This is a genomic window from Bifidobacterium panos (assembly GCF_012932445.1).
Taxonomy (GTDB): Bacteria; Actinomycetota; Actinomycetes; order Actinomycetales; family Bifidobacteriaceae; genus Bifidobacterium; species Bifidobacterium panos.
Map to the genome: position 1 here is coordinate 60984 of NZ_JAAIIJ010000023.1, position 12750 is coordinate 73733.

The following is a 12750-nucleotide window of genomic DNA, read 5'->3' on the forward strand; positions in this document are numbered from 1 at the left end:
GAATGCACTGGATATGCACGAAACCCGCGGGTGTGCCTTCGAGGATGCGCCCATAAGCACGTCTGCTAGTACAGTGGTGTCGCATGAGCGACATCAAAGCACTGAAAGACCTCGTGGAAGCGGGATGGGCCGAAGCGCTGGCCGATGTGGAGCCGACGGTACATCGCATGGGCGATTTCCTGCGCGAGGAGACCCGCGCGGGCCGTCCGTGGCTTCCCGCCAGCCGCAACATTCTCAGAGCTTTCACCATTCCTTTTGACTCCATTCGCGTGCTGATCGTCGGGCAGGATCCCTATCCCACGCCGGGGCACCCGGTGGGGTTGAGTTTTTGCGTGGCGCCTGATGTGCGCCCCTTGCCGAAGAGCCTGATCAATATATATAAGGAATTGATGAGCGATTTGGGCGTGCCGGCACCGAGCAACGGGGATTTGACGCCGTGGACGGGGCGCGGGGTGCTGTTGCTCAACAGGTGCCTGACCGTGGGTGTCGGGCGGCCCAACAGCCATCAGGGCAAAGGCTGGGAGGATGTCACCGACGCGGCGATTCGGGCGCTCAACGCGCGCGTCGACGAGCAGGGGAACCCGAAGCCGCTGGTGGCGATTCTGTGGGGGCGCAACGCGCAAAGTCTTGAGCCGCTGCTCACCAACGCGTTCATCATCAAGTCGCCGCACCCCAGCCCGCTGTCCGCTTCGCGCGGCTTCTTTGGGTCGCGTCCCTTCTCACGGGCGAACGAGGCGCTGACGAGGATGGGTGCGGATCCTATCGACTGGCGGTTGCCGTAGTTTAGTCAGACACGCATCTGCCAGCTCCGAGCAAGGCAGCGCCGGCGGGGAACGTTAGCCCCGCCGGCGCGGGAATGCGGGGTCAGAAGCAGAACGCCGGAACCACGCCCCGATGGTAATTAGCCCTTATAAGAATGTTCGGGTTGCCGTTCGAATTTACATACAGGAAATGGTCGTCATAGCTCGGTTGCACGGTTCGTTCCCACCAACCAGGAGGCTCGACACCAGTCGGAGTGCCGCCAGAACGAGTCTTATACAGGCTGTTAAGAGCCGCATTCTGGACATCCGCATCGGTGATCTTGCCCTTCCAATAATCGTATTGTGATCCCTCGGTCAAATCGTTGTAGCCCGTGCCCGTCAGTTCCGAGTAGGACAATGGCCATATCTTCATCGGATCCGTTCTGGTGTCTGTTCGCGGATTGCTGGAAGTCCCGCCACCGACGCCGTATATCTTCTTGACTTCCTTGATATCGCTGCGCAGGCCCTGAGGCAACAGAATGAAGATTTCCCCCTCAGGCGAGTTCATCTTTCGATACAATTCACTGATATAGAAACCACCGACATTGGTCTGCTTCGCACTCATCTGATACCCCTTGGGCATGGAATGCATGGCTTGGAATGTGAGGGCGGAATCGTCAGCGTCATGCGGACCGACATGGATGATGCGCAACTGCAAATAGTTGTCGGCGGAATTAGTCGCGCCGTTCTCACCAACAAGCTTCACATACAGGTGAATCTTGTCATCGTTCATATACCTCTTGTACTCATCGATGACGGATTGATTGTTCTCTCTGATCTTCGTTACATCCGCCTTAATAGTGGACGAGCCTTTCACAACATTGGCTTCAGGGTTGTCAGGATTGCCGCCAAGCCAATAAGTAGCTTCCTCCCACTTTGCGTACAGGCTTACCGTCCCGTTCGGGGAGGCTGTCAGATTCCCGACCCGCTGCTCGTTCGTGTATTTCGCCGCACCGGACGGTTTCGTCGCCCAACCGGCAAACACGTAACCCGCGTAGGTGAACCCGTTAGTGGTCAACTTCTGCTCCGTGCCGTATGTGAACGACTGCGGGTTCATGGAACCGGTGACAGTTGCGCCGTCGGGAGCATTTTTGTTGAACGTCACCGTGTATGTGATGGGCGTCCAACGCGCGTACAAGGTCTGGCCGTTGGCGGGCATCGTGTTCTTGGCGAAATCCCACTTGGCCCCGCCAGTCTTCTCCGTATACCAGCCGGCGAACACGTAACCTGCAGCCGTTGGCGCGGCATTCGGATCTGTGGTTTTGGCCCCGTACTTCACTGTCTGTGCGGACGGCATGCCGGTCGCATCGGTCTTGCCGTTCGCATCGAAGGTCAACTGGTAACTGTTGCGCGTGTATCTGACCTCAACCACTGTCTGGCCGTCACTCTTGATGGTTGCCTGAGCGATCGGGGTCACGGCAGTGAACCCGTCATACGACTTCGCCACAGCCTGGGTCTGCGCATCGGTCGCACCGGTCAGAACATCCGTATCCTTCGGATTGGCCGGATAATTGTCGTCTTCGAGGTTCTGCAGGTAATGCTTCACCGTGTACCGTGTGCCCGCATTCGCAGTCCACTTCGCCTTATAGGTCGCGTCCTCGACGGGGAACTTCGCGTCGTCGGGCAGCTTTGTGGCCTCATCGTCCGGAGCCTTGTACCAACCAGAGAACGAGTAACCCTCGCGCACGGGCGTCGGGGCCGTCAGCACGTCGCCCTCCTTGCCAGACAGGATCTTCGACTCCGAGCCATCAACTTTGCCGCCGTTCGCATCGAACGTAACCTTGCTCATCTTCGCCGGAGCGGGCGCGGGAGACGGGCCCGGATCAGGAGACGGGCCGGGCTCGGGAGACGGATCCGGCTCAGGAATCGGATCCGGCTCAGGGGATGGGCCCGGCTCGGGAGACGGACTCGGTTCAGGAGACGGGCTGGGCTCAGGGGATGGATTCGGTTCAGGAGTCGGACTCGGTTCAGGAGACGGGTCCGGTTCAGGAATCGGGTCCGGTTCAGGAGACGGGCTCGGCTCGGAAGTGACATCATAGGAGTAATCAACCGTGACGGTCACGCCCCGAGGCTGGGAAGCCAACGCCTGAGGCACCGTGGTCGCCCCCGTCCAGCCGGCCGTCAGCTCCCCACCTTGCTTGATCGTCCTGCCAATCAGCTGACTGTGCCAGGACACACCGTCGGACACGCGCACCAACTCGACTTTGATGTCACGATCCGACCCATTCCTCACCGTCAGATTGGGCACACCGTACACCGAGCCATCCGCAGAAACCTTCGCCTCGCCCGGCGCACTCACACTCACGCCCTCAAGCCCCGCGTCCGCGGCGCGCGCCTCACCAGTGGCCACAACGAACGAAGACGCCAGCATAGCCACCGCCAATACGGCCCCAGCCACACGCACCAGCACCGCACGCACGCCACGCACAACGTCATGGGAACGCCAGCGCGCCACGGACCAGCCCAACACCAGCAACCCCAACGCGGCCAGCACCGCCGCCGTCACGCCCGCACCCGTGGACGCCAACGGCGACGAACCGGCATCATCACCCGCGCCCACCAATCTCAATGTCACCGATGCCGAACCCAAGCCACGCCCGGCAGCCGATGCCCGCAACCCCAGCCACGCGCACGACAACACAGTCACAACACAGGAAATAACCAGACACAGCACACGCACCAACATTGGCGCACGAGAAGACTCACCCAAAGGCATGATCTTCAAACTCCTTTATCCATATACCGGCGTCCGCCGTGCGGCAAGACGCAACCGAGGCGTCCAAGGCTACGCCCCCACTCGTGATGGACGCAGACCCCCTATTTCCGCTCACAGCTCAGACGGGCAGGTTTCCAGCGAACCGCGCAACACCGGACCCACCAAAAGGAGGGCGGCAATCCGCCCGTTTCCCCGCGCGCCACCGCAGCAGACCAGTTATTAACAAGAGCGGGATAGAGTGTGGGCAGCGTACAGGCAATGAACACGAACGGGGATGGTGGATATGTCTGAGGAGAGCAACGCGCTGGAACACATCGTGAAGGTGTTGGGGCTGGGCACGCCGTCCGAATACCGCGACCACACATACATCAACGGCGAAAGCCTCTATTATCCCACCGGGCGCGTCTACGGCGGGCAGGTGATCGCGCAGTCGCTGATGGCGGCGGCGAAAACCGTGGGCACCTCGCGCTTGCCGCACTCGATTCATGGCTATTTCATTACGGCCGGCGACATTCGCCAGGACTTGCTTTTCGATGTGGAGACGTTGCGCGACGGCCGCTCGTTTTCGGCGCGGCGCGTGAACGTGACACAGGCCGAGGGGCCGATTCTGACGGCAATCGCCTCGTTCCAGGAGGAGGGGCAGGCGGGCGTCGAGTTCGCCGACCCGATGCCGGCCGACGTGCCCGCCCCCGAAACGCTGACCAACGCCAAGCAGCTGATGGAGCCGTATGCGGACAAGTCGGCGTTCGCGAAGTTCTATTCGGAAAAATCGCCGTTCGACATTCGTCACATCACGCCCACGGTCATGCTCGCGCCCGACAGCGCCGCCGCCGAGGCCGACAGCGGCAAGCAGATGGTGTGGATGCGGGCGGACGGGCATGCGGACGTGTCGCAGACCATGCATCGGGCGCTGTTGGCGCTAGGTTGTGACCAGATCATGATGGAGCCGGTGCTGCGCCGCGCGGGGTTGAGCATTTCAACGCCGGGCATCTCCTACGCTTCCATCGACCACTCGATGTGGTGGTATCGCGATGTGGACATCAACCAATGGCATCTGTATGTGCAGGACACGCCGACCGCCGCGCACGGGCGCGGGCTGGGCGTTGCGAAAGTGTATTCGCTGGGTGGCGAGCTGGTGGCCTCCATTGCGCAGGAAGCCATGATCCGCGTGCCGCAAGCGTAACGGCCGACCTTACGCCTACATGTTTTTGGTGGCGGCGGGCGCGACGTCACGCTTGCGGGCGGCGGCTTCGAGCTTGGGGTTCTCCGGGCCTTCGGTGGGCGGCAGCTGGCACAGATGCTCCCCCACCAGGCCGATCACCATATCGATCAGGCACACCACGGCGGTGACGGCGCATTCGACAACGGCATGTTCGTAGAATGACGCCTCAAAGTGCGAAATCGACGGGATGATCTGGCCGCCATACCAGCCGGCGAGCGCGGCTCCGGCGAGAATCAGCGCCTTGCACAGCACCAGCGTGTTGAAGGCAAGCGTGGGGTTGACGAAGGTGTTGGGGCGCTTCTTCGGGTCGGTGTTGGCGTATTTATGCACGTTCAGCGCGAGCACCAGCACCACGATGCCGACGATGATGAGCAGTGCGGCCACAAACCAAGGAGCGCCGATGAGCGTGACGCTGTAATGTTCGCCCAGCACCGCGATGCCGATGCCGGCGAGCGCGCCCAGCAACAGGGCGATAAGCGGGTGCCACCATGGGGTTCGACGTGCGTTCATTGTGCGGCTCCTTTCGCGTTGGACGGTTCCATTATTGCGCATCACGCTTGATTGGGGCTGATTGGGGTTCTTCGGGATTTTTCGGGGTTGTTCGGGATTCTTTCGGCCTCAGCTCACGCGGAACCGAGAATCCAGGCGTCGGAGAGCAGGCCGACGCGTCCCGCATCCTCGGCCTGTGCAAGCAGGAACGCCACCGGGTCGCCGCCCAGCGTGGCGTTCGGGTCCATGTCCATCCAAGGCGCAAGCACCGCGGCACGCCGTCGCGCGGAGGGCCACGGCACGCGGCAGTCGGGCTCGTCGCAGCGCACGCCATCCATATCCACCAAGTCGAGATCAACGGCTTTGCCGTGCGCGGTTTCGATGGTGCCGAGCGCATCGATGAGGTCGGCGGCACCCAGTTTGGTGACGATCTGGATAACGGCGCTCATCGCGTCCGGGCCGTCGAAATTGCTCAAGTGATACAGCGGCGAAATGCCCTCGACCTGATTGCCGGGGATGCCGTCGATGGCGACGATCGCCTCACGGAACAGCGTTTCCGCATCCGGGCTGGTGGATTCGAGGGAAATGACGGCGGGGCGGGATTGGGTGCCGGCTTGGGTGCCGGATTGGAGGCCGGCTTCGGTGCCTTCACCCACGCGTGGCGTGTGGCGGCTCTCGCCAGAGGCGAGCCAATCGCTCGAAACGAGTTCGACCGGTGGCTCGTCGGCTTCGGCGACGAGGCCTTCCGCGAGTTCGGAGACGGGGCCGCCATGCATGCCGGGCAAATCGGCTTGCGGGTCGAGCGCGGCCCACGGCACCAGCACGAAGGCGCGTTGCCAGGCGCGCGGGTGCGGCAGGGTCAGCGCAGGATCGTCGGACTGCCGCCCGTCGAAATCGATGATGTCGAGGTCGAGCGTGCGGTTCGACCAGTGCGTTTCGCGCGTGCGGCCGTGATCGGCCTCGATGCGGCGCAGTCCGTCAAGCAGCTCATGAGCGTCGAGTGTGGTGGTCACTTCGGCCACGGCGTTGAGGAAATCGGGGGTGCCAGCCGGCATGCCCCAGGCGGCGGTGCGATACAGCGGCGAGACGCCGATGACTTGTGTGCCGTCGAGCGCGTCGATGCGGCGCACCGCGTCGCGCAGCGTATCGGCCACATCGCCTTGGTTGCCGCCCAAGGCGATGACCGCGCGATGGGCGGTTTTGGCTTGCGCACGGGTGATGGTGACGGCCACATCGTCGAACGGCACCGTGATGGGCGCGTGCGGCTTGTGCACGGTGACTTCGACGCGGGCGATGGCCCCGATGGCGAGAATGCGGTCGGCGATGCGCTGGGCGAGCGCTTCGATCAGGTCGACGTGCTCGCCTTCGACGACGGCCACGATGTCTTTAGCGACGCGACCGTAGTCAACGGTGTCGCTCAGGGCATCGCTTTGGCCGGCTTTGGCGAGGTCGAGGAACAGCGTGACGTCCACGACGAAGGTCTGGGCGCGCTCCTGCTCGAAGTCGAGCACACCGTGCGTGCCGTTGGCGCGCACGCCGGTGAGGACGATCTTATCCATGCGATTCCTTTCTTTCCTTGTCGATTGTAGGCGTTGATGCTCCCCCGGCCGCCATCGGGCGCAAAACCATCCGGGCTCCGCAAAACAGTTTGTTCGCCGCTATCTCGCTTATGTGTGGCATACCTCTGAAAGAACTTGGAGTATCGCCGTTGGAATCACGCCGGCGATACTTCGGTTTCTTGTAAGGGCCTGCCACACGTAAGCGAGATAGCGTGGATCGCGTGCGTAAATGGCGCGTCAACGGCCTGATTTCACTGCGCATAGCTACGCCAAGTGTTGCCGATGGCGACGGCGGCGCGAGTGCGGGGCACGTCGTGCACGCGCACGGCCCATGCGCCGTGTTCGGCGCACAGGGCGGAGATGGCTGCGGTGGCGTTGTCGCGATCGTCCATCGATGGTTCGGTCACGCCGGCCTCACCAAGCACCGCGGAAACGAAGCGCTTGCGCGATTGCCCGATCAACACCGGATATCCGGTGGCGCGGAACGTCTCAAGGCCAGCAAGCAGGGGCATATTGTGTTCGATGCCGGGTTTGGAGAAGCCAAGGCCGGGGTCGATGATGACGCGCTCCGGCCTCACGCCCGCCTCAAGCACCGCGTCCACCTGACGCATCAGCTCGTCTCGCACGTCGGCCAACACACCGTGCTCATATCGCGAGGTGTCCGCGTCCGACGACCCGGCAAGCCAGCCGCGCCAATGTTGCACGATGTACAGACAGTCGTGTTCGGCCACGACGTGGGGTAGCCGAGCGTCCAACGTGCCGCCGGACACGTCGTTGACAATCTGGGCGCCGTTTTCAAGCGCGGCGGCGGCCACCGAAGCGCGGGTGGTGTCGATGGAGAGCGTCGCCCCGGCTGGCACGAGCGCCTTGACCGCGCCGGTGATACGCGCAAGCTCATCCGTCTCGGCCACGCGCGTGGCCCCCGGTCTGGTGGATTCGGCGCCGACGTCGATGATGTCGGCACCGCAAGCCATCATGTCACGCCCGTGCGCGGCGGCGGCATTCGGGTCGAGCCACAGGCCCCCGTCCGAGAAGGAGTCTTCAGTGATGTTGAGCACGCCCATCACCAGCGTGTGGTCGGCGTTGCGAATGGATTGCAGGTTGATCATGATGTTCAGTGATTCAGAATGAGGCTCATCGCTTCGGCGCGGGTGGCCGGATTGCGCAGCATGCCGCGCACCGCCGAAGTCACCGTGCGCGCCTCGGACTTCTTGATGCCGCGCATCGACATGCACAGGTGTTCGCATTCGGTGACCACGATCACGCCGCGCGCGCCCGCATATTCGACCAGCGCGTCGGCGATCTGTTGCGTAAGCCGCTCCTGCACCTGCGGGCGACGGGCATACACCTCCACCAGCCGCGCCAGCTTGCTTAGGCCCATCACCCCGTCTTTGGCGGGAATATAGCCCACATGCGCCACGCCGTGGAACGGCAGCAAGTGGTGCTCGCACACCGAATACAACTCGATATTCTTGACCAGCACCAGCTCGTCGGTGTCCACGTCGAAGTGCTTCTCGAGCACGTCGGCGGGCGAAGCGCCCAGCCCCGCGAACAGCTCCTTGCACGCGCGGGCGATGCGGTCGGGCGTCTCCGCCAGCCCCTCACGCGAGGGGTCCTCGCCGATCGAGCGCAAAAACAGGCGCACGGCCTCGCGCACGCCCTCCTCGTCATACCCGTGAGGCAGAGACGAGGACGAGACGCCGCCAACACCGTGCACCTGTTGCGTCATAATGCCGGTTCACTCCCCAGACGGCGTGCCAGCCGGTTGCTCCTCAGCCGGCTTGATGCCGACCGAGCGCTTGAGCGACTCGGGAATCTCCACCGGCGGCTTGTCGGAATCGGGGCGCTTGTCGTCCGACAGCCACACCGAGCGTTCCGGTGCTTTCTTGATGGGCGCGAAGATCTCGGCCAGCTCCTTCTCATTCAGGGTTTCCTTGACGAGCAATTGGCGCACGAGTTCGTCGAGAATCTCGCGGTTCTCGTTGAGGATCGTCCATGCTTCGGTATGCGCCGTCTCGACGAGCTTCAATACCTCGTCGTCAATGAGTTCGGCGGTGCGGTCGGAGTATTTGCGCGGGGCAAGGCCGTCCATGACGGTGGTCTGGTCGTCGTCATCCGTCCACTTGATGGCGCCCAGGCGCGCGGAGAAGCCGTATTCGCCCACCATCGTGCGGGCGATGGCCGTCGCTTTCTCGATGTCGTTGGACGCGCCGGTGGTGGGATCGTGGAACACGATCTCCTCGGCGGTGCGCCCGCCCATCGCGTAAGCCATCTGGTCGAGCAGTTGGTTGCGCGACTGGGAGTAGCGGTCGGAGGTGGGCATGACGGCCGTATAGCCGAGCGCGCGGCCTCGCGGCAGAATCGTCACCTTGGTCACCGGATCGGTGTTGTTCAGGGCCGCGGCGACCAGCGCATGGCCACCCTCGTGGTATGCGGTGTTGCGCAACTCCTCCAAAGCCATGCCCTTCGACTGCTTCTTCGGGCCGGCCTGCACGCGGTCAATGGCCTCGTCAATGGCGCGGTTGTCGATGAGCTGGGCACCGGCGCGGGCGCACAGCAAGGCCGCCTCGTTCAGCACGTTCGCCAAGTCGGCACCGGTGAAGCCCGGCGTGCGCACGGCCACCATGTGCAAATCGACGTCCGGCACGAAGGGCTTGCCCTGGGCGTGCACCTTCAGAATCGCCTCGCGGCCTTCCAAGTCGGGCGCGGCCACGCCCACCTGACGGTCGAAACGCCCGGGGCGCAACAGCGCCGGGTCGAGCACATCGGGGCGATTGGTGGCGGCGATGATGATGAGGTTGGTGTCGTTGTCGAAACCGTCCATTTCCACGAGCAACTGGTTCAGCGTCTGCTCGCGCTCGTCGTGGCCGCCGCCCATGCCCGAGCCGCGCTTGCGGCCCACGGCGTCGATCTCGTCGATGAAGATGATGGCGGGCGCGTTCTTCTTCGCCTCGTCAAACAGGTCGCGCACGCGCGAAGCGCCGAGACCGACGAACATCTCCACGAAGTCGGAGCCGGCCATCGAATAGAACGGCACGCCCGCCTCGCCCGCAATGGCGCGGGCCAGCAACGTCTTGCCGGTGCCGGGAGGGCCGTACAGCAGCACACCGCGCGGAATACGCGCGCCCAGCGCTTTGTATTTGGCCGGATCCTTCAAAAAGTCCTTGATTTCCTCGACTTCGGCCAGAGCCTCGTCTTCGCCCGCCACGTCGGCGAATCTGGTCTTCGGGGTCTGCCCTTCGAGCAGTTTGCCGTTGTTCTTCTTGCCGCCCATGCCGAACATGCCGGACGCGCCGCCCATACGGCTCATCAGGAACCAGAACAGCGCGAAGAAGATAATGAACGGCAGTATGGAGGTGAGCAGATAACTCACCACGCTCGTCGATTCGATATCGGCCGTCCAACCCTTGGTCGGGTTGGCCTTTTCGACGGCTTTGAGAATATCCTGCCCCTCGGCGAACGTGTAATAGAACTGCACATTCTTGCCGTAATTGCGGTTCTTGCCGGTGGTGGCGTCCTGCTTGTTGAAATCGCTCTTCAGCTCAAGCGTGACCTTCTGCTTGTTGTCGACGATCTTGGCGAACGTCGCGTTGCCGTTCTTGAGCAGGTCCAGGCCGTCCTTGGTGTCGATGGTCTGGGTGCCGAACCCGGTGAACATCTGGAACATCGTCACGGCAAGAACGACGATCACCGCGCCCCACAACCACGGCGACTGCCAGAATGGCTTGTTGCCGTCGGAACGCCCGGACTTGCCGCCGTTGTCGTTCTTGTTGGAGTTCTGCCCGAATGGGTTGAAAGGGTTGCCATTATTCTGCCCTGGGCCTTGGGGAAAGCTCATGCCTGTTCTCCTTGATATACTTCCGGCTTCAGCACGGCGATTGAATCGAGGTTGCGATATCGCTCGTCATAGTCGAGGCCGAATCCCACGACGAATTCGTCCGGAATCTCACACCCGCGGTATTTCACTTTCACGTCCACTTCGCGGCGGGACGGCTTCTCCAGCAAGGCAAACACCTCAACGGAAGCGGCGCCGCGGCGCTTGAGTTCTTCGACCAGCCACGCAAGTGTGCGGCCTGAATCCACAATATCCTCAACAATGAGAATGTGCCGTCCGCGAACATCGGCGGACAGATCCTGCCGAATCGTCACCGTGCCGGATGAAACGGTGCCCGAGCCGTAGCTTGACAGGCTCATGAAATCGATTTGACACGGAATCGACAGGGCCTGAGAGAATGCCGCCATCGTATCGACGGCACCTTTGAGCACCGCCACAAGCAGTGGGTCCTTGTCTGCATAGTCTTTGCTTACCTGCGCGGCGGCGCTTTGGATAAGCGATTGAATCTCTTCTTTGCTGACCAGCTCGTGGTCGATATCGTTTTGTATGTCAGCGATTCGCATGCTCACCATCTTGGCACAGGCGAATGACGTGTTTCTTATGTTTCGCTGAGCAACATCTGCAAGCCCCCTGCGTGCTTACAGTTGCGCCAGTTGCGCGACGAACTGGTCTATCGCACTGTTGGCGGCGCTGCCATCGCTGGGATTGTTGACGATGACGGCGAACAGCAGCAGGCCGCCCTGCTCGCGCGACACGTTGCCCGTCAGCGCGCGCACGCTGGACAGGGAACCGGTTTTGAGGCGGGCGAGGCCTCGCACGCCTTGCGAGCCGACGCGGTACCTCGCTGTGCCCGTGAGCCCCGGCACCGACATGCCTTCGATGGCCGCGGCCGCGCCGCCCTTCAGGCTCACCAACTGTTGCTGCACGCCGAGCAGGGTGCCCACCCGCAAACGGGTGCCGGGCGCAAGGCCCGAGCAGCTGGTCAACGTCAGGCCTTGGGTGGGCACGTCATGTTCGCTCAGCACCTGCGTGACGGCTTGGGCGTCGGCCGCGGTGTCGTTGCCCGTGCCGAGTTTGAGCGCGGTGAGTCGGGCGAACAGCTGGGCGAGCGTGTTGTCGGAATGGCGCAGCATGAAGGCCATCACCTCGTTTAACGGCGCCGAGCTCACTTTGGCGATCGGCCCGGTGGCGTCGGTGCCGCTGATGTCGTCGCTGTCGTCGACCTCGATGCCTTCCGCGGCGAGCAGCGTCTTGAACGTGGAGGCCGCGTCGGCGGCGGTGTGCTGGGACAGCACGGGGTATTCGGTGAATGCGTCCTGACTGCTGCGCTCAAGCCCGCTCCAGTCGCGCCCGCCGTCCACGGCCATGCTGGAAATCGGGGTGTAATAGAGATTGCCGTCGTTGTTCTGATCGATGCCGTCGGGTGTACGATCGTCGCCGAACAGCGTGTCGTCCACGGCGAGCGCCACATGCGTGACGCCGCGCTCTTTGAGCGCTTTGGCCGCGGACTGCGCGAGTGTGGCCAGGCCCGCCCGCCCGTTGATATGGTTCGGGTCGCTCTCGCCCTCGCCGAGCAGCATGTCCCCGTGCCCTTTGAGCACGAGGGTGGGATTGGTGTCGGCATGGGTAAGATACGTCTCGGTGTCGAGCGTGCCGCCCATATCCAACGTGCTGGCGGCGGCGAATGCGGTGAGGGTTTTGACCGTGGAGGCCGGTTCGCGTTCGGTGTCGGCCTCACGTTGGGCCACGATGTTGCCGTTCGCGTCTGCGATCACGACGGAGAAGTCGGAGCCCACGCCCCCGGCTTGCCCGAGCGTGTTGATCAGTTCTTCGGCTTTGGCCGCATCCACGGATACGTTGCGATTCGCCTCACCCGCGATGGTGCCCGCCGCAATGGAGGAAGCCGCGTCGGGATAGGTGCGCACCGAAGCCGAGCGCAAAGTGAGCATGCCCGGCACCACATCGTAGATGTCGGCCGCCGTGTATCCCGCGCACGCGGCGAGTGTGAGGGCGACGGATACGATGACGACGACGAGCCGATGGCCCGCATGTCTCGTATGGCCACGATGCGCCGCAACGCCTCGCGCCACATGGTTGCCTTTGCGTTTGGAACTCAATACCATATGTAT

10 protein-coding genes are annotated in these 12750 nt (G+C 63.0%); 2 read left to right on the top strand and 8 right to left on the bottom strand.

The features are described 5' to 3' along the window. Positions 1 to 83: 83 nt before the first annotated feature. Positions 84 to 782, top strand: a complete 699-nt coding sequence (locus G1C94_RS06180) for a uracil-DNA glycosylase (RefSeq protein ID WP_172146306.1) — start codon at positions 84 to 86, stop codon at positions 780 to 782. Positions 783 to 864: 82 nt separating this feature from the next. Here G1C94_RS06180 and G1C94_RS06185 read toward each other — a convergent pair whose 3' ends face one another. Then, entirely contained in the window at positions 865 to 3516 is a 2652-nt protein-coding gene (locus tag G1C94_RS06185) for an InlB B-repeat-containing protein (RefSeq protein ID WP_172146309.1), read from the bottom strand. Positions 3517 to 3799: 283 nt separating this feature from the next. Between G1C94_RS06185 and G1C94_RS06190 the strand changes: the two genes are divergently transcribed. Further along, complete coding sequence (locus G1C94_RS06190) at positions 3800 to 4699, top strand: acyl-CoA thioesterase (RefSeq protein WP_172146312.1); 900 nt, start codon at positions 3800 to 3802, stop codon at positions 4697 to 4699. A 15-nt stretch (positions 4700 to 4714) separates the two neighbouring features. On the opposite strand, the gene G1C94_RS06195 is transcribed toward G1C94_RS06190, so the two are convergent. The 7 genes from G1C94_RS06195 to G1C94_RS06225 all read right to left on the bottom strand — a co-directional run bounded on the left by G1C94_RS06195 (position 4715) and on the right by G1C94_RS06225 (position 12744). After that, entirely contained in the window at positions 4715 to 5248 is a 534-nt protein-coding gene (locus tag G1C94_RS06195) for a DUF3180 domain-containing protein (protein WP_172146315.1), read from the bottom strand. Positions 5249 to 5361: 113 nt separating this feature from the next. Further along, positions 5362 to 6786, bottom strand: a complete 1425-nt coding sequence (folK, locus tag G1C94_RS06200) for a 2-amino-4-hydroxy-6-hydroxymethyldihydropteridine diphosphokinase (protein WP_172146318.1) — start codon at positions 6784 to 6786, stop codon at positions 5362 to 5364. A gap of 251 nt (positions 6787 to 7037) precedes the next feature. Continuing rightward, positions 7038 to 7895 carry a dihydropteroate synthase gene (gene folP, locus G1C94_RS06205; RefSeq protein ID WP_172146321.1) on the bottom strand — a complete coding sequence of 286 codons (858 nt, stop codon included), beginning with the start codon at positions 7893 to 7895 and terminating at the stop codon, positions 7038 to 7040. 5 nt (positions 7896 to 7900) lie between these two features. After that, positions 7901 to 8515 (bottom strand): GTP cyclohydrolase I FolE, encoded by a 615-nt coding sequence (gene folE, locus G1C94_RS06210; RefSeq protein ID WP_172146324.1) that lies wholly within the window; start codon positions 8513 to 8515, stop codon positions 7901 to 7903. Positions 8516 to 8524: 9 nt separating this feature from the next. Beyond that, positions 8525 to 10624: an ATP-dependent zinc metalloprotease FtsH gene (ftsH, locus tag G1C94_RS06215; RefSeq protein ID WP_172146327.1), complete on the bottom strand. Its 2100-nt coding sequence runs from the start codon at positions 10622 to 10624 to the stop codon at positions 8525 to 8527. Continuing rightward, positions 10621 to 11184: a hypoxanthine phosphoribosyltransferase gene (hpt, locus tag G1C94_RS06220; protein ID WP_172146330.1), complete on the bottom strand. Its 564-nt coding sequence runs from the start codon at positions 11182 to 11184 to the stop codon at positions 10621 to 10623. Before hpt ends, ftsH begins: the two co-directional genes overlap by 4 nt. Before the next feature lie 75 nt (positions 11185 to 11259). Further along, a complete protein-coding gene (locus tag G1C94_RS06225) occupies positions 11260 to 12744 on the bottom strand; it encodes a D-alanyl-D-alanine carboxypeptidase/D-alanyl-D-alanine-endopeptidase (protein WP_172146333.1) in 1485 nt (494 codons plus the stop codon). Between the last annotated feature and the right edge of the window lie 6 nt (positions 12745 to 12750).